This is a genomic window from Streptomyces sp. NPDC031111 (assembly GCF_055570675.1).
The window spans coordinates 183,871-199,978 of record NZ_JBVIGS010000012.1 but is presented as its reverse complement, the minus strand read 5'-3'; the positions used below and the strand labels follow the sequence as shown (position 1 = coordinate 199,978).

Here is a 16,108-nt window from a genome sequence, read left to right as displayed (position 1 = left end):
GGGTCAGTTCTCTCTTCTTGCGGGACGGGGGCGGTCCGGAGCGGTGGCCGCTTCGGCGAGCGCGGCGGTCAGCAGCAGCGGGCTGCGGCCGAGCCCGCAGACGGTGCGGGCGTGGGCGTGCGCGGCGATCTCCTCCGCCCCGGCGACATGGCCGGGCACGCGGAGGCGCCCGAGGCGCAGGGCGGTGTGGCCGAGCGCCCGTTTGAGTCCGGCCCGTGCGGGGCCGTGGTGGAGGTGGACGTGCACGGTCTCGTGGGCGAGGGCGGCCGCCCGCACCGAGCCGGGCGGGTACCAGGCGCGCCAGCCGCGCTCGTCGACGACGTCCTCGGCGAGGGCGAGGGTGTCGGTGTACAGCTCGACGGTCGGCGGGCGGGACAGGTAGCGGGCCAGCAGGCCCTGTTCGAGGCCGTCGTCCCGCTCGACGATCCGGGCCGCGCAGGGCACGGGCGCGAGGCCGGCGCCGAACTCGTCGGCGGCGCGGGCCCATTGGCGCAGCAGCTCCGGGTCCCGGCCCTCGTGGGTGGGGGTGCCGGCCAGTAGCCGTACCGCCCACTCGATGTCGTCGACCTCTTCCAGGACGGTGACGGTCATGTCCGTACCTCCAGGACGGCGACCACCGGCTCGTCCGCCGCCCGGGAGCGCAGTTCGCTGCGGGCCAGCGCCAGCAGCGGCTGCGGGTCCAGGACACCGGAGAGGTCGGCGATGCGGGAACCGAGCAGCAGCCGCAGGGCGGGTGCGCGGACCCCGCCGTCGCCGTAGGAGGTGGTCTCGGCGACGAGGCGGGCCAGGACCTCGGGGGCGGCGGCCACGGTGGTGGTCTCCACCCGTGCGTCGGGGGCGTGGTGGCGTACGACGCCGTCGGCGTCCACCACCCGGACCGGGTGCCGGGCGGGCCGGAAGCGGCGGCGGGTCTCGGTGCCGTACACGGTGTGCGCGGGGGTGCCGGCGAGCACCTCGACCCTGGCGGGGTCGGTCTTCAGGCTGGTGGCCGCGAGGCGGAGCCGTTCGGTGTCGTCGGCGCGGTGCGCCCGGTCCTGGGTGCGCAGTTCGGTGGCGCCGGTGGCGACGGCGCGCACCGCGTTGGTCTGCGGATCCACCGTCACCTCGACCTCCACCCCGTCGGGGGCGGCGCCTTGGGCGACGACGGCTGCCTCGGCCTCGGCACGCACCGCGAGGATCTGCTCCTGGGTGGCGCCGGGCACGATCCGCTCGACCTGTTCCCGGACCAGGGCCAGGGCCACGCCGATGGGGCTGATCACCTCGTTGTGGCGGGCGATCCGGCCGGTCATGCCGACGCGGTCCGCGAGGTGCGGGGTGACGGAGGCCGCGCCGCCGCCCCCGCCGACGAGCACCGCGGTGTCGGTGTCGAGACGGTACTCGCGGATCAGACCGTCGACGACGGACTTCACCTGGTCGACTCCGGCGTCCAGGAAACGTGCGGCGGCCGTGGCGACGTCGACACCGAGCGCGGCGGCGAGCGGGGCGAGCGCGGTGCGGGCGGTCTCCGGGTCGGCGTGTGCGAAGTCCCCCTCGGGGACCCGGCCGAGCGCGTTGGCGGCGCAGGTCATGGTGAGGGCGTAGCGGCCGCCGGCCGCGTCGAGCACGGCGTAGTCGTCCGGGTCGCCGGGGAGCGGGCGGGCGGTGGTGAGCGTGGCGTCGCGCAGTTCGTCGGGCGTGGCGAAGCAGGCGTACGGCAGGCCCGCGATGTGGGCGCTGCGCGGGCCGGCGCCGGTGATCCGTCCGCCCGCGATCCGCACCATGGAGCCGCCGCCGACGCCGACGGTGCGCACGTCCAGGGCGTTGAGGTAGGAGGTGCGGCCGAGGATCGTGGCGTGGCGCACGGCTACCTTGCCGCGCCGGACCACGCTGATGTCGGTCGAGGTGCCGCCGGTCTCCAGGAAGACGCCCTCGCTGACGCGTTCCCGCATCAGCGCGCCGGCGACCCCGGCCGCCGGTCCGGACAGCACCGTCAGCAGGGGCCGGCGGCGCATCTCGTCCAGGGACATCACTCCCCCGTCGCAACGCATCACCATCAGCGGCGCGGTGACGCCCGCCTTGGTGATGGAGGCGTCGACGAGGTCGGCGGTGGCGAGCATGCGGGGCAGGATCGCCGCGTTGACGACGGCGGTCCGGGTGCGCTTGTGCAGCCCGTACAGCGAGGTGATCTCGTGGGCGGCGGTCGTCGGCAGTCCGGAGGCGCGGGCGGCCTCGGCGACGGCCCGTTCGCCCTCGGGCCGGTCGACGGCGAAGGGCTCGGTGGCGACGAGGGCCTGGGCTCCGGCCTCGGTCAGCCGGTCGACGGCGGCGCGTGCGGCGGGGGCGTCGTCCGGGTCGGCGATGTGCTCGTAGATCAGGGGGAGCCGTTTGCCGGGGGTGAGTTCGAGCCGGTCGAGCGCGGCGAGGCGGCGGGTGAGCACCGCCGAGAAGCCGGTGCCGATGCCGAGGAGTCCGACGGTGGCGACGTCGCCCTCCAGCAGGGCGTTGGTAGCCTGGGTCGTGCCGTGTGCCAGGAAGGCGACGTCGGCGGGCGCGTGTCCGGTCTGCTTCAGCAGCCGGTCGAGCGCCTCGACGATGCCGTGGGCGACACCGTCCTCGTGATGGTGGCTCGTGGGGACCTTCACCTGGCCCACGAGTTCGAGTGTCGTGGCGTCGACCGCCACGGCGTCGGTGAAGGTTCCGCCCACGTCGATGCCGACGCGGATGCGGTGGGTGGTCATGTCCGGGCACCTCCTTGTGCTGGGTCGGTCCGCGCGCGGGCGGTCACCGGGCGGGGCAGCTCCACCTGCCCCGCCCGACTCCCGTGGGCCGCGCGGGAGTTCAGTAGCCGCGTACGTCGGGCCAGTGGCGCTGTACGCCGGTGCGGTCGAGCAGCGCGGCGAACTCCTCGAACCGCTTGTCCTCGGCCTGCACCTCGTGCGGCTGGACGTTCTCGGTGAGGCAGTGCGCGGCGAGGGCACCGGCCACCTCGCCGACGTTCCACTCCACCGGGTGCAGTCGGTAGCAGCCGTTGGTGATGTGGGTGGTGCCGATGTTCTTGCCGGCCGGCAGCAGGTTGCGCACCCGGCGGGGCAGCAGCGCGCCGAGGGGGATCTCGAAGGGGACCGAGCCGATGTCGATGTAGGTGTCGCCGCCGGTGGACGGGTGCAGGTCGATGCGGTAGCCGCCCACCCCGACGGAGTCCCGGTGGCGGGTGCCGCCGTAGGGGCCGACCAGGTCGATGGCCACGTCGTGCTCGGTGACGGTGGTGACCGCCTTGATGCGCCGGGACTCACGGACGTACGCCGCCTTGGCGAGGCCGTCCGCGGTGCCGGTCACGTCGGGGCGGAGCCGCAGGCCGGGGAAGCCGGTGCCGCCGTCGGGGCGGGGGGCCTCGGTCTGCAGCCAGTACAGCACCGACAGGGACAACTGCCGTGCCTCGCGGAGCGCTTCGGCCTCCTGGCCGATGTAGGGCTTCAGCCAGTAGTCGTTGAGGGGCCAGTTGACGAGGGTGATGTCGGAGTCGAAGGCGCCGTCGGTGTGCAGTTTGCGGGCGAGGATGCGGCGGAAGCCCCAGAGTTCCTTGTCGCCGGCGTCGGCGCTCTGGTCGGCGCTGACGGCGAGCGGGTCGAGGTCCGGGTTGGGGACGAAGGTGCGCGGCACCGGTTCGAGGGTGCGCGGGTCGGGGGCCTCGAAGCCGAGGAGGGGGCCGGGCCAGAAGTCGGGGCGGTAGGCGCGCCAGAAGTCGTAGTCGGCGGGCCGGTCGATGGTGTGGTCCTCGCCCTCGTGGTGGGAGAGGGCGAAGCAGACGGTGATGCCCTGCTGATTGTCCGGCTGGGCGTGCTCGGGGGCGTGCGGTTCGTCGAACTCCGCCCTGGATTCGGCCCCGTTGGCGTGCTCCACACCGGCGAGGTGCAGCAGTTCGCCGGTCTCGGTGGCGTCCAGGACATAGCGGCCGGTGAGGGTGCGGCGGGTGCCGTCGCGCAGGTCCTCCACGGTCACGGCGCGTACGACATCGTTGTCGGTCTCGGCGGCCACCGGCCGGTGCTCGGTGAGGACGGTGAGGCGTCCGGCGGCCCGGTGCGGGGCGAGCATGGCCTCCAACACCGCGAGGGCGACCCGTGGTTCGTGGCAGAGCTTGCTCACCCGGCCCGCGCCCGGGTTGAGTTCGGTGAGCGCGAGGGCCTCGGCGCGCAGCGGGTACCACTGCCGGTAGTGGCTGCGGATGCCCTCGCGCAGTCGGCGGTAGCTCGCGGTGGTGCCGAACTGCTCGACCCACGGGTGCTCGTCGGGCGGGACGGCCTGGCTGGTGAGCTGGCCGCCGATCCAGTCCGTCTCCTCGGTCAGCAGGACGCTGCGCCCCGCCCGGCAGGCGGCGAGAGCGGCGGCGACACCGCCGAGTCCGCCGCCCACGATGAGGATGTCGGCTTCCGGTATCACGCTTCTCCTTGCGGTTCGTTCGGTGGAGCCGGCCGCCAACTGGGGGCGGCCCGCCGTCGGTTCAGGCATCGGCCGGTCGCGCGGGCGGCGGGCCCGCCGTCCGTCCCGGCCGGAAGGTGCAGGTGACGAGCTTCTTCTCGGCCGGTTCGCCCGAGATGAGGGCCGACAGCAGCCGGACCGCCTCGGCGCCCAGCTCCGGGCGGGGGATGTCGAAGCCCAGCGGCAGGGGTTCGGCCGCCAGGTCCGGGGGCGGGCTGCCCAGCAGGGCGAGCGAGACCTCGTCGGGGCAGCTCGCTCCGGCCTTCTCCACGGCGGCGCGCAACGCCCGCCAGGCGGCGCCGGTGTCGGTCTCCTCGGCCACGAAGGCGGTGATGCCCTCGTCGAGCCAGGCGCGCACCCGCTCGGCCGTGATGTCCCGGCCGGGGTCGGCGGACCGGCACACCGCGCCGGGGCCGTCGGGCAGTCCCGCCGCCCGCAGCCCCTCGCGGAAGCCGCGTTCACGGTCGGTGGAGGCGGGGGCGTCGTCGTCCTCGCGGACCAGCAGCACCCTCCGGTGCCCGAGCCCGGCCAGCGCGGTGACGACGTCCCGGCTGGCGCTGACGTAGTCGGCACCCACCCAGGCCAGGCCCTCCGGCTCCTCCCGGCGGCCCAGATGGACGGCGGGGAACCCGTCCGCGACCAGGCGGCGCAGCTCCTCCGAGGGGGCGTGACGGCCCAGGAAGAGGCAGCCGTCGGCCAGTCGTACGCGGTTCAGCGCGGCGGACTCCCCGGCGCCCGCTCCCCCGCTGCTCGACCCGGTGAACAGCACCAGGTCGTAGCCCTGGGCGGCGGCCTCCTGCTCGACGCCCACCAGGAACGGGTAGTACGAGTGCCGGACGTCCGTCGGGAAGGTCGCGGTGAAGCTGAACACGCCGAGCAGGTTGTTGCGGGCCGCCGCCAGCCGGCTCGCCGCCGGGTCGGGGACGTAGCCGAGGCTGCGCGCCGCGTCCAGCACCTTGCGGCGGGTCTCCTGTGAGATCGCCCTGCCGGTCGCGTTGTCCCGGCCCGACAGCACCAGCGACACCGTCGCCTGGGAGACCCCGGCGAGCTGCGCCACCTCGGCCTGCCTCGGCCGTGACCGGCGTCCCGCCGGGGCCGGGGTCCTCCCCGGTCTGGCCCGCCCCGCGGCAGCGTCCTTGGCCACCTCTGCTCCTTCCAGCCACTGTTAATACGCATTAGGTAATGCGCATTAACGAGTAATCTGAGGGAGCGGGCGCACGGCGTCAAGGCCTGTGCGCCAATTGACGCTGCGTCAGGGGATGAGGGGTGGGGCCGGTCAGCGGCGGGCGGTCACCTCGACGGCGAGGTCGTTGTCGACCGTGTAATAGGGGCGCACCGCGGACCCGCCCACGGTGACCTGCGGATACACGAACACCCCCTTGCGGTCCGCCACATCGTCCAGAAGGCGGCCGACCCGGGTCAGCGGCGCGCCGGGGGCGGGCCGGAGGAACACGTCCCACATCCTGCTGTCGGAGGCGACGAGGTCCGCGTAGGCGACGGTGAAGGAGAAGCCGCCGTCCCGGTCGGGCCGTACCGGGACGCCGTGCAGGGTGTCCCTGGTGCCCCGCAGGCGCAGCACCGCCTCGGCCTCCGGGGAGAGTTCGGCGCCGTGCAGACGGGCACGGACCGTCATCGCCCCGTCGGCGATGTCGACGGGGCCGGCCTCCGCGTGGGCGGTGCGCAGCCAGGTCCGTATCGCGAGGAAGCCGTCCTTGGTGGTGTACGGCACCCTGACGGCCACCGGTGACGGCCGGTCGGGCCGGCCGCCGTCGACGAGCGCGCGCACGTCGCGCAGGCCGGGGCGCAGCCGCTCCCGTTCGGCGTCGGGGCCGGGCAGCAGGTACGCGTCCCAGCGGCCCTCCGCGAGCCGGGGCAGCGGCTCCAGCACGGCGCGCGACTCGCCGTCGCCGCCGTGGGGTTCGAGGTCGAGGGTGTGGGTGGTCTCCTCGGGGCGGCCCTTCTTGGGTCGCAGCACCAGCACGAGCCGCGGCCGCGTGGCGGTCGGCGGGCGCAGACGGAAGGTGATCCGGCCATCGGCGTCGAGGGAACAGTGGATGCGTGGGGCCGTGTTCATCGGCGTCCCTTCCGTACGGTGCGCAGCGCGTTCGACGCGGCGGCGTGGGCGAGGTCGCGGGCTGCGTGCCCCCGGCTGACGAGGGAGTGGTGCGTCCCGCCGTGTTCCGGTGTGCCGCGCCGTCCGCCGCTTCGGGCCTCGATCGCGTCCTGGAGCAGGCGTTCCGCCTGGGCCACGACCGGGCCCGGGGCGAACCGGCGCGCGTTGTCCACGGCCGCCGTGCCCATGCGGCGGCGGCGCTCGTCGTCGCGGACCAGGTCGAGGAGGGCCGCGCCGAAGGCCGCGCCGTCCCCGACCGGCACCAGCCGGCCGTCCTCGCCGTCCTTGATGATCTCGCCGGGCCCGTAGGGGCAGTCGGTGCTCACCACGGGCAGTCCGCAGCGCATCGCCTCGACCAGGGTCATGCCGAACGGCTCGAAGTTGGACGCCGCCGCGCCGATGGAGCCCTTGACCCACTCGGCCTCCATGGGGGTCGCCGCGCCCATGAGGAACACGTTGTTCCACAGACCGAGCCGCTCGATCAGCCCACGCAGCCGGTCCTGCTCCTCACCCTTGCCGTAGATGCGCAGCTGCCAGTCGGGGAACTCGGCGACGACGCGGGCGAACGCCTCGATGATCAGGTCGAACCGCTTCACGGGGACGAGCCGGCCGGCCGCGACCACGACCTTGGCGCTGCCGTCGGCGGCGGGCAGCACGGGGTCGGGGACGCTGTTCGGGAGGGCCTCCACACGCACTCCGGGCAACCGCATCTTGCGCCGGTAGGAGTCCGCGTCGGCCTCGGTCACGGTGGTGAGCACGTCGAGCCGGCGGTAGGCGCGGCGCAGCACGGTGCGCAGCGCGGGCGGGTGGTTGTCCAGGGTGAGGTGTTCCTGGCCGATGCGTACGACGTGCTCGGGGGCCTGGAGGGCGAGGTGCACGTTGAGCCCCGGCCGGGTGCCGATGACGGCGTCGGCGTCGATGTCCGCCAGGCACTCGGCGATCCGCCGGTCGGTCAGCTCGCTGTACTGGTGGTGGCGGTACTCGGCGGTGGGGAAGACCTTGGCGGGTCTGCCGTGCAGGGGGTCGTCCTTGTCCCGCCGCAGATCCACCAGAGCCCGCAGCCGCACATCGGGGTGCGGAGTGAGATTGGGGTGCTCGCGGTGCCGCAGCACCGAGACGATCTCCACGTCGTGCCGTTCGGCCAGCGCGGCCGCCAGATTGAACGTGGTGGTGATCGTGCCTCCGATCCCATAGGCGTTGTGGATCAGAAAAGAGATCTTCATAGCGGTCTAGACCGCTTGAGGCGTACGGGAGTTGTCTGCTGTTATCAGTTTGTGGCCGCGATGATCACGGGTGTTGAACTTCCGTTTCCCTGCGCCGGATGCGCATTCCCGGGCGGCGGCGGTGCACCGTGAGGTACGTCAGGCCCTCGGGTCCGGCGGCGAGGCTCCGGGTGGAGCCGTGCGGGAGCCAGGTGAGGGTGCCGGTGGCGAGGGCGTGGGGGCCGTCGGGGGCCGTGAGGGTGCCGTCGCCCGCGAGGACCAGCAGGAGGACGTCGAGGTCGGGTTCGCGATGGGTGTCGACCCGGTGTCCGGGCGGGATGCGCACGACGTTGGCGTCGAGTTGCCGCCCGGACTCGGCGAGCCGCCACAGGGCGCCGGCGGACGCGTCGCCGAGGGCGGCCAGGGCGGCCGTGTCGCACAGGACGCGCGGGAGCGGGACGTCGTCGCCGGGGGTGTCTCCACTGTCCGACGTCATGAGGTGTCACCGTCCCGGATGGGTGGACGGGCCGGCCCGTCCGCGATCGCCTTTCAAATGCGAACTTAACATGCGCATTTGACGGGTGCCGTGTCACGGCCCGCCGTCCACCGCCCATCCGAGCGGGTACGGCTGCGGGTCGGCGGCGGGCGGTTCGCCGCCGGCCTCGTTGAACGCGGTGAGGGCGCCGACCAGCGCCGCCCGCTGCCGCGGGTCCAGCCGCTCGACGATCGCGGCGATCTCGGCGCGGCGCCGCGCGGTGACGTCCTCGACCGTGCGCCGACCCTCCCCGGTGAGCCGCAGCAGTGTCTCCCTGCGGTTGGCCGGGTTGGTCTGCCGGTCGGCGAGGCCGGCCGCGATCAGCCGGTCGACCATGCGCATCGCGGTGGACGGGGCGACGTGGAGCAGATCGGCGAGGACGACCAGCTTGGTGGCGCCGCGGGTGGAGAGCACCATCAGCATCCGGAACTGCGGCAGCGTCACCCGGTCCTCGACCGCGGCGAGGGACCGCGCGGAGACCGCCACCAGCAGCCGTGACGCGGTCAGCACCGCGCGGGTGACCGCTTCGACATCGTCCCTGGCCCCGGTGGGGGGCTCGTCCTCCGGCATGTGTCCTTTGTACCTCGCGGGGGCCGTCGCCCCCTCACCCGGTGGGTGCGGGCTCCGCGTCCTGGTGCCGGTGGTAGCGCAGCAGGAGCATCGCGGCGTCGTCACCGGGCGGCCCTCCGGCATGCTGCACCAGGTCCTCGCGCAGGGCCTCCAGGGCGCGGTGCGCGTCGGGTTCCTTCAGCAGGTGGGTGCGTTCGTCCAGCGGGTAGAAGCGCCCGTCCCGGTCGCGGGCCTCGGTGACGCCGTCGGTGTAGAGCAGCAGTTGCTCGCCCGGGGCGAACGCCACCCGGAAGGGCTCCGGCCCCTCCGCGCCGTGCCCGGACAGGCCCAGCGGCAGCGCGAACGCCGGGGGTTCCGGGAAATCGGTGCTGCCGTCGCGGCGCACGAGCATCGGCGCCGGATGGCCGTAGTTGAGGAGGACGACCTCGTGGCCGGCGCCGATCTCCGCGAGGATCGCGGTGACGAAGCGCTCGCCCTCCAGGTCCCGGGCCACGCTGCGTTCCACCCGCTCGCCCAGCCCGACGAGGTCCGGCTCGTCGTAGGCGGCCTCCCGGAAGGCGCCCAGGACCACGGCGGCCGTCTCCACCGCGGCCAGGCCCTTGCCCTGCACATCGCCCAGGATGACGCGGACGCCGTGCGGCGAGGCGACCACCTCGTACAGGTCCCCGCCGATCCGGGCCTCGGCGACGGCGGACGTGTACGACACCGCCACCTGCACCGGACCCGCGGTCAGCGGCACCGGACGCAGCAGCACCCGCTGGGCGACCTCGGCGATCGACCGCACGCTGGCCAGTTCCGCCTCCCGGCGCGAGCGCATCACCGCGGCGGCGATGCCGACACCGGTGACTCCGGCGACCGACGCCATGGCGGTGTAGCCGCGACGCGCCGGGAACTGCTCGTTGTACAGGCCCAGTCCGACGCAGAGCAGCAGCGCCAGCGCGCCGATCACCGCCGTGCGGCGCCAGCCGCCGACCAGACCGGCGAAGGCGGGCCCCAGCGACACCAGCGGCAGCAGTCCGACTCCCGGGCCGGCCACGACGTCGGCGACCGCGATCACCGCCATCACCACGACCGGCATCCAGAACAGCGCCCGCTGGGCCGACGGCGGCTTATCTTCGGTCATCTCCTGCTCCAGCGGTGTCGAGGCACGGAGAGCCGCCCGATTCCTCCGCAGACGCCCCTCCCCCACCTTTAGACTATGCAAAGGTCGGCCCGCGTCATGAGCCCCGCCGCGGACCTTTATCCGATCGAGTCCACTCGCGGGCCGTCCCGTGTTTCAGTCGTGTGTTCGGCGCGCGGGCCGCTGTTGTGGCGATTTCAGGCTGTGCCATGATCCTTGCGGGATCCTCGAAGGGAATGAACGGACGTGACCGCGCAGAGGCCGGACGACGGCGGAACGCCGGAGGAGCGGGACGGTACGCCCTCGCTGCCCGAGGACGTCTGGCAGCGGTTCCTCACCGACAACGAGCGCGCCATCCGGGCCACCGCTCCCAAGGAGCCGTCAGCGGCGCAGCGGACACGGCCGCGCGGCGACGGCGGCACGCCCCGGGAGGACGCCGGCATCGAGGCGGTCGGCGATCTGTGGCGTCCGGACGACCCGTGGGATGGCCCGTCCTGGCGGGATCTGGACCGGCGCGCCAGGGTGCGCCGAGTCGGCCGGGTGGTCGGCACGGCCGCCGCGATCGCCCTGGCGCTGGGCGCGTGGTCACAGCTGTCCACCGGTGCGGGGACACCCGAGGAGGCGCCCGGCGACACCGTTCTCCAGCAGTCGGAGGAGGCTCCCGCGGACCTGCCCACGGCGACGTCCGGGCCGGCCGGGCCCATCTCCCCGTCGCCGTCCGCCCCCGCCGTCCAGGCCGGTTGAGGCGCCCCCGGCCACCACGGAAGGTGACCGGGGACGTTCCCCGTGCGGGGCGCGGTTCAGTCGCTCAGTGCCGCGAGGACCACGGCCTTGGCCTCCTCCTGCACACGGCGGAGGTGGTCGGGTCCCTGGAAGGACTCGGCGTAGATCTTGTACACGTCCTCGGTGCCCGAGGGACGCGCGGCGAACCAGGCGCTGTCCGTGGTGACCTTGATGCCCCCGATGGAGGCGCCGTTGCCCGGTGCCTCGGTGAGCACCGCGGTGACCGCCTCCCCGGCGAGGGTGTCCGCGGTGACCTGGGCGGGGGACAGCTTCGCCAGACGGGCCTTCTCCTCACGGGTCGCCGGGGCGTCGATCCGCTCGTAGGCAGGCTCGCCGAAGCGGGAGGTGAGGGCGGCGTAGTGCGCGGAGGGCGTCTTCCCGGTGACCGCCGTGATCTCGGACGCGAGCAGCGCCAGGATGATGCCGTCCTTGTCGGTGGTCCACACCGAGCCGTCCCGGCGCAGGAAGGACGCCCCGGCCGACTCCTCGCCGCCGAAGCCGATGGTGCCGCCGGCCAGTCCGTCCACGAACCACTTGAACCCGACGGGGACCTCGACCAGTTCGCGCTTCAGATCGGCGGCGACCCGGTCGATCATCGCGGAGGACACCAGGGTCTTGCCGACGCCCGCTCCGGCCGGCCACCGGTCGCGGTGGGCGTAGAGGTAGCCGATCGCCGTGGCGAGGTAGTGGTTGGGGTTCATCAGCCCGGCGTCCGGGGTGACGATGCCGTGCCGGTCGGCGTCCGCGTCGTTGCCGGTGGCGATGTCGAAGCGGTCGCGCTGCCCGATGAGGGACGCCATGGCGTGCGGCGAGGAGCAGTCCATCCGGATTTTGCCGTCCCAGTCCAGGGTCATGAACCGCCAGGTGGGGTCGGTGAGCGGGTTGACCACGGTGAGGTCGAGACGGTGCCGCTCGGCGATCCGGCCCCAGTAGGCGACGGACGCCCCGCCCAGCGGGTCGGCGCCGATCCGTACGCCGGCCGCCCGGATCGCGTCCAGGTCCAGCACGCTCGGCAGGTCCTCGACATAGGTGCCGAGGAAGTCGTAACGGCCCGTTCCGGGGGCGGCGAGGGCGCGGGCGTACGGGATGCGGCGGACGTCCTTGAGGCCGTCCCGGATGATGTCGTTGGCCCGGTCCTGGATCCAGCCGGTCGCGTCCGAACCCGCCGGGCCGCCGCTCGGCGGGTTGTACTTGAACCCGCCGTCGGCGGGCGGGTTGTGGGACGGCGTGACGACGACGCCGTCCGCGAGGCCGGTGGTGCGGCCGCGGTTGTGGGTGAGGATGGCGTGCGAGACGGCGGGGGTCGGGGTGTAGCCGTCGGCGCTGTCGATGAGCACCGTCACCCCGTTGGCCGCGAACACCTCCAGGGCGGTGACCCGGGCGGGCTCGGACAGCGCGTGGGTGTCGGCGCCGAGGAAGAGCGGGCCGTCGGTGCCCTGGTCGGCGCGGTACTCGCAGATGGCCTGGCTGGTCGCGGCGATGTGGTCCTCGTTGAACGCGGCCACCAGGGACGAGCCGCGGTGCCCCGACGTCCCGAAGGCGACGCGCTGCCCCGGGTCGTCGGGGTCGGGGCGCAGTGCGTAGTACGCCGTGACCAGCCGAGCGACGTCGACGAGATCCTCGGGGCCGGCCGGGCCGCCCGCTCGCTCGTGCTGCATGTGCCCACTCCTCCGCATGGGTTGATTCTTCGCTTGCGGAGACATCTTTCCTCTTCGGGGCCGCACCGCGCGAGTGGGGCCCCGATCCGCCCTGCCGCCCCGGTGTCAGATCCGGCCGCCGGTCATCCGGGTGAGGGGGCCGTGGGTGTGGCGTCCCGCGCGGCGGCCCACCGCGTAGGAGGCGGCGGTCAGCGCGGTCAGGCCGGCCGCGGCACCGGCGGCGGCGAGCCGGCGGTTGGCGATGACGGTCCAGGCGGTCTTGGCGCCCGCGGCGACCTGCCCCGAGGTGGCGACGACCGCGCGGCGGCCCGCCTCGACCCCCTTGGCCGCGGTCTGCGCGGCGCCGCTCGCGGCCTGCGCCGCGCGCTCGGCCCCCGACGCGGCGGCTGACGCCGCGTCACTCGCCGTGCCGGCCGCCTTGCCGGCCGCCCGCTCGGCGGGGGCGGTCGCCCGGTCGGCGGTCTCCCGGGCCTTGGCGGCGGTGGACCGGGAGGACGTGGTCTTCCGGTTCGGATTGCTGTTCTGTTCGCTCATGGACATCGGCTTGCCGCTGACTCCAGGGGCAAACCCGTCCGTGGCGCGGGCGGCTGTCCGGCCGGCGCCGGTATCCGTTCCAGCACACCGCCCGCGAACACGTCGTACAGGGGAAGCGTTTCGAGGTGGACGTAGCCGATGTGGCAGTCGCAGGTGGTGAGGGGGCAGGGGCGGGGTCGCAGGGCCTCGCGGTAGCTGCCGTCGTAGAGGTTGCCGAGTGGGGTGCGGACGAAGTGGCAGCGGCGGACCGTGCCCTCGCCGTCGACCGAGATCACCGACTCCCCCGTGCGGCAGGGCAGGCCCGCGCTGGCGTGGGGGCGGCGGCTGTAGGGGAAGAGCGGGTCCAGGGCGGTCCAGGTGGCGGCGTCGGCGTCGTCGTAGGTGTGGCCCTCGGCGGCGTTGACCCACAGGTACACCTGCTCGGGCAGGTCGGCGCGCAGCCGCCGGGCGGCGTCGAGGTGCTCGGGCAGTCCGACGACGCCGACGCTGAACCGGACGCCGAGCCGGTGCAGTTCACGGCACTTGGCCAGGAAGCGGTCGTAGGGGGTCTGGCCGGGGTGGTACGTGCACCACAGGGCGAGGGTGTCCAGGTCGGCGCCGGCGAGCCAGTCGGTGCGGCAGCTGAGGTTGGTCTGGATGGCGACGCGGCGGATGTGCGGCTGGTGGGACAGGTCGGACAGGGCGCGCCGGTACCAGGAGCGGACCAGGCCCTCGCCCCAGGGGGTGAACAGGAGGGAGAGCCGGTCGGTGGTCTGCCCGGTGGCCCAGCCGGTGAATCGCTCCAGGCAGGCGCGGTCCGCGCGGAGCTGCTCACGGCTGTCGCGGCGCTTGGCGAAGGGGCAGTACGGGCAGTCGTAGTCGCAGGAGGCCAGCGGGCCCCGGTAGAGGAGGGTCAGATCCATCGGGCCGGGTCTCACTTCCGCTCGTATGCGGCCATGGCGGCCCGCACGGCCGGGGAGAACAGCTCCGGGCCGATGGCGTCGGAGTGGGCCAGGCCCTCGGGGGTGAGGCGCAGGAGTGCGGCGCCGGGGCCGGGGTCCTCCAGCCAGCCGCGGTCGGTGAAACGGGACAGCTCGGCCGGGAAGTCGTCCAGCGGGGTACGGCCGCCGAACCGGGCGCGGTAGTCGGCGACTTCCAGGCCCTCCGTCTGGAGCAGGGACTGGAGGAGGTGCCGGCGGCGGGCCTCCTCGGTGTCGATGCGGCGGCCGTACTCGGCGTGGGCGAAGTCCGCGGCCGGGCGGGAGACGTAGTCGTCGACGATGCCGCGGATCTCGTGCATGCCGACGGCGTAGTCGAAGGAGTAGTGCAGGCCCGCGGTGTACGAGCGGGCACCGCAGCCGAGACCGATCATGCCGTCGGTCTGGCAGGCGTAGTCGTCCGCGCCCTGCGGCGGGGCGTCCGCGCGGCGGAACATGCGCATGGACCGCTGCTCGTAGCCGTGGGCGAGGAGGTGGTCGCGGCCCTGCCGGTACAGGCGCAGCCGCTGCGCGTCCCAGGCGGGGTCGGGGGCGCCGGCGCGGCGGCCGAGTCCGGTGAGGGGGCGGATGTAGAGGGGGTAGAGGTACAGCTCCTCGGGGTGCCAGGCGAGGGCGGCGTCCAGGGAGCGCAGCCAGGTCTGCTCCGTCTGTCCGTCGATGCCGTAGATCAGGTCGATGTTGAGGACGGGGATGCGGGCGTCGCGGACGCGGCCGAGGGCCGCCTCCACGTCGGCGCGGCGCTGCGGGCGTACGGCGGCGCGGGCCTCGGTGTCGTCGAAGCTCTGCACGCCGAGGCTGAGGCGGGTGGTGCCGCGCGCGGCCAGGACGTCGAGGCGGTCGGTGGTGGCCGTGGCGGGCGAGGCCTCCACGGACAGCGGGACCGCGCGCAGGTCGGCGCCCATGCGGTGCTCGGCGATGTCGCACAGCCGTTCCAGTTCGGCGGCGGTGAGGAAGGTGGGGGTGCCGCCGCCGAAGGCCGCGGTGGCGAACCGTACCGGCGCCCGCTCGCCGAGCGCCTCCCGGACCGCCGTCGCCTGCCGGTCCAGGGCGTCCAGATAGGCGCCGGTGAGGCCGTCGGGGGCGCCGACGCGGGTGAACAGGTTGCAGAAGCCGCAGCGGACCTCGCAGAACGGGATGTGCAGATAGAGGGAGAGGGCGTCCTTGGGTTCGCCGGCCCAGAGGGTGTCGAGGCGGGGCCGGTCGTCGAGTCTGCGGTAGGCGGTCTTGTGCGGATAGGCGTAGACGTAGCTCTGGTACGGGCTCTCCGGGACGGAGGGGCCGGTGCCGGGCCGGGGGTGACGGGTGGCGGTGGTCATCGGGCGGCCTCGGGGGTGTGGTCCAGGAAGAAGTGGGCGTAGGGCACGGTCCACACGGACTCGTGGCCGATGCGGTGGCCGGTGTAGCCGTCGTCGCCGTAGGCGGTGCCGTGGTCGGAGCAGACGATGGCGAAGCAGCGGCGTCTGCTGCTCACGGCGGCGAACAGCCGGCCGATGTGCCGGTCCACGTACTCCAGGGCGGCGGCGTGGGTGGCGCGGGTGTCGCCGTCCTCGCGGGTGGCGCCGGGCCGGTGGAACCAGTTGGGCTGGTGCAGTGCGGCCACGTTGACGAAGAGGAACAGGCGCTGTTCGCGGGGCAGTTCGCGTACGACCTGTTCGGCGCGGGTGACCTGGGCCTCGAACGAGGTGGGTGAGGCCACGCCGAACTCCGGTTCCCAGTGGGACTCCTGGAACAGTCCGGGCAGCACCGAGCCGAGCGGGCCCTGCTTGTTGAAGAAGCCGACCCCGCCGACGCACACGGTGCGGTAGCCCTCCTCCGCCAGGCCGGACACCAGGTCGGGGGTGTCGTGGACGAAGGTGCCCTCGGCGGTGGTCTCGCTGCCGGCGAAGCGGGCCGCGAACAGGCGTGGATGGGGGCCGGGCGCGGCGGGTGTCGGCAGGAACCCGGCGAAGATCGCCTGGTGGGAGGCGTAGGTGAAGCTGCCGGGCGCGTGCCGGCGCTCCCAGCGGCCGTCGGGCAGATGGCGGGCCAGGTTGGGGATGCGTCCCTCGGCGGCGAGTTCGGCGGCGACGTCGAAGCGCAGGGTGTCGAGGGTGACGAGCAGGATGTCGTGGCTGCCGACGATCTCGTTCATGTCCGGGTGGCCCGGTGCGGCGGCCCCTTG

General features: G+C 74.0%; 15 protein-coding genes. 1 reads left to right on the top strand and 14 read right to left on the bottom strand.

From position 1 onward, the window contains the following. Positions 1-3 precede the first annotated feature (3 nt). The 9 genes from ACZ470_RS24950 to ACZ470_RS24910 form a co-directional block, all read right to left on the bottom strand. Positions 4-591 (bottom strand): hypothetical protein, encoded by a 588-nt coding sequence (locus ACZ470_RS24950; protein WP_468430564.1) that lies wholly within the window; start codon positions 589-591, stop codon positions 4-6. After that, entirely contained in the window at positions 588-2,717 is a 2,130-nt protein-coding gene (locus ACZ470_RS24945; RefSeq protein WP_468430562.1) for a hydantoinase/oxoprolinase family protein, read from the bottom strand. Before ACZ470_RS24945 ends, ACZ470_RS24950 begins: the two co-directional genes overlap by 4 nt. A gap of 100 nt (positions 2,718-2,817) precedes the next feature. Continuing rightward, positions 2,818-4,416 (bottom strand): FAD-dependent oxidoreductase, encoded by a 1,599-nt coding sequence (locus ACZ470_RS24940; protein ID WP_468430560.1) that lies wholly within the window; start codon positions 4,414-4,416, stop codon positions 2,818-2,820. A gap of 61 nt (positions 4,417-4,477) precedes the next feature. Beyond that, positions 4,478-5,599 (bottom strand): LacI family DNA-binding transcriptional regulator, encoded by a 1,122-nt coding sequence (locus tag ACZ470_RS24935; RefSeq protein ID WP_468430558.1) that lies wholly within the window; start codon positions 5,597-5,599, stop codon positions 4,478-4,480. Positions 5,600-5,731: 132 nt separating this feature from the next. Beyond that, positions 5,732-6,529, bottom strand: coding sequence for a transferase (locus ACZ470_RS24930; protein ID WP_468430556.1), 798 nt, complete (start codon positions 6,527-6,529; stop codon positions 5,732-5,734). Further along, positions 6,526-7,791 (bottom strand): glycosyltransferase family 4 protein, encoded by a 1,266-nt coding sequence (locus tag ACZ470_RS24925; protein WP_468430554.1) that lies wholly within the window; start codon positions 7,789-7,791, stop codon positions 6,526-6,528. Before ACZ470_RS24925 ends, ACZ470_RS24930 begins: the two co-directional genes overlap by 4 nt. A gap of 64 nt (positions 7,792-7,855) precedes the next feature. Further along, positions 7,856-8,266: a hypothetical protein gene (locus ACZ470_RS24920; protein ID WP_468430552.1), complete on the bottom strand. Its 411-nt coding sequence runs from the start codon at positions 8,264-8,266 to the stop codon at positions 7,856-7,858. Between the two features lie 93 nt (positions 8,267-8,359). Continuing rightward, a complete protein-coding gene (locus ACZ470_RS24915; protein WP_468430550.1) occupies positions 8,360-8,875 on the bottom strand; it encodes a MarR family winged helix-turn-helix transcriptional regulator in 516 nt (171 codons plus the stop codon). Positions 8,876-8,909: 34 nt separating this feature from the next. Further along, a complete protein-coding gene (locus ACZ470_RS24910; RefSeq protein ID WP_468430548.1) occupies positions 8,910-9,998 on the bottom strand; it encodes a PP2C family protein-serine/threonine phosphatase in 1,089 nt (362 codons plus the stop codon). Between the two features lie 243 nt (positions 9,999-10,241). Between ACZ470_RS24910 and ACZ470_RS24905 the strand changes: the two genes are divergently transcribed. Continuing rightward, a complete protein-coding gene (locus ACZ470_RS24905) occupies positions 10,242-10,739 on the top strand; it encodes a hypothetical protein (protein WP_468430546.1) in 498 nt (165 codons plus the stop codon). 56 nt (positions 10,740-10,795) lie between these two features. Here the strand turns inward: ACZ470_RS24905 and pgm are convergent, their stop codons facing one another. The 5 genes from pgm to ACZ470_RS24880 all read right to left on the bottom strand — a co-directional run bounded on the left by pgm (position 10,796) and on the right by ACZ470_RS24880 (position 16,078). Continuing rightward, the gene (gene pgm, locus ACZ470_RS24900) at positions 10,796-12,436 is read right to left on the bottom strand and encodes a phosphoglucomutase (alpha-D-glucose-1,6-bisphosphate-dependent) (protein ID WP_468430544.1); all 1,641 of its coding nucleotides are present in this window, start codon (positions 12,434-12,436) and stop codon (positions 10,796-10,798) included. Positions 12,437-12,541: 105 nt separating this feature from the next. Continuing rightward, positions 12,542-12,976, bottom strand: a complete 435-nt coding sequence (locus tag ACZ470_RS24895; protein ID WP_468430542.1) for a hypothetical protein — start codon at positions 12,974-12,976, stop codon at positions 12,542-12,544. Next, complete coding sequence (locus ACZ470_RS24890; RefSeq protein WP_468430540.1) at positions 12,967-13,872, bottom strand: STM4011 family radical SAM protein; 906 nt, start codon at positions 13,870-13,872, stop codon at positions 12,967-12,969. Before ACZ470_RS24890 ends, ACZ470_RS24895 begins: the two co-directional genes overlap by 10 nt. An 11-nt stretch (positions 13,873-13,883) precedes the next feature. Then, positions 13,884-15,263 carry an STM4012 family radical SAM protein gene (locus tag ACZ470_RS24885; protein WP_468430538.1) on the bottom strand — a complete coding sequence of 460 codons (1,380 nt, stop codon included), beginning with the start codon at positions 15,261-15,263 and terminating at the stop codon, positions 13,884-13,886. After that, positions 15,260-16,078, bottom strand: a complete 819-nt coding sequence (locus ACZ470_RS24880) for an STM4013/SEN3800 family hydrolase (protein ID WP_468430732.1) — start codon at positions 16,076-16,078, stop codon at positions 15,260-15,262. The genes ACZ470_RS24885 and ACZ470_RS24880 overlap by 4 nt, the downstream gene beginning before the upstream one ends. Positions 16,079-16,108 lie beyond the last annotated feature (30 nt).

What these genes read in the sequence shown, in the direction of transcription:
- ACZ470_RS24880 (WP_468430732.1), bottom strand. Translation starts at nt 16,078, where the DNA reads ATGAACGAGATCGTCGGCAGCCACGACATCCTGCTCGTCACCCTCGAC.
- ACZ470_RS24920 (WP_468430552.1), bottom strand. Translation starts at nt 8,266, where the DNA reads ATGACGTCGGACAGTGGAGACACCCCCGGCGACGACGTCCCGCTCCCG.
- ACZ470_RS24910 (WP_468430548.1), bottom strand. Translation starts at nt 9,998, where the DNA reads ATGACCGAAGATAAGCCGCCGTCGGCCCAGCGGGCGCTGTTCTGGATG.
- ACZ470_RS24930 (WP_468430556.1), bottom strand. Translation starts at nt 6,529, where the DNA reads ATGAACACGGCCCCACGCATCCACTGTTCCCTCGACGCCGATGGCCGG.
- ACZ470_RS24945 (WP_468430562.1), bottom strand. Translation starts at nt 2,717, where the DNA reads ATGACCACCCACCGCATCCGCGTCGGCATCGACGTGGGCGGAACCTTC.
- pgm (WP_468430544.1), bottom strand. Translation starts at nt 12,436, where the DNA reads ATGCAGCACGAGCGAGCGGGCGGCCCGGCCGGCCCCGAGGATCTCGTC.
- ACZ470_RS24915 (WP_468430550.1), bottom strand. Translation starts at nt 8,875, where the DNA reads ATGCCGGAGGACGAGCCCCCCACCGGGGCCAGGGACGATGTCGAAGCG.
- ACZ470_RS24885 (WP_468430538.1), bottom strand. Translation starts at nt 15,263, where the DNA reads ATGACCACCGCCACCCGTCACCCCCGGCCCGGCACCGGCCCCTCCGTC.
- ACZ470_RS24890 (WP_468430540.1), bottom strand. Translation starts at nt 13,872, where the DNA reads ATGGATCTGACCCTCCTCTACCGGGGCCCGCTGGCCTCCTGCGACTAC.
- ACZ470_RS24950 (WP_468430564.1), bottom strand. Translation starts at nt 591, where the DNA reads ATGACCGTCACCGTCCTGGAAGAGGTCGACGACATCGAGTGGGCGGTA.
- ACZ470_RS24925 (WP_468430554.1), bottom strand. Translation starts at nt 7,791, where the DNA reads ATGAAGATCTCTTTTCTGATCCACAACGCCTATGGGATCGGAGGCACG.
- ACZ470_RS24895 (WP_468430542.1), bottom strand. Translation starts at nt 12,976, where the DNA reads ATGTCCATGAGCGAACAGAACAGCAATCCGAACCGGAAGACCACGTCC.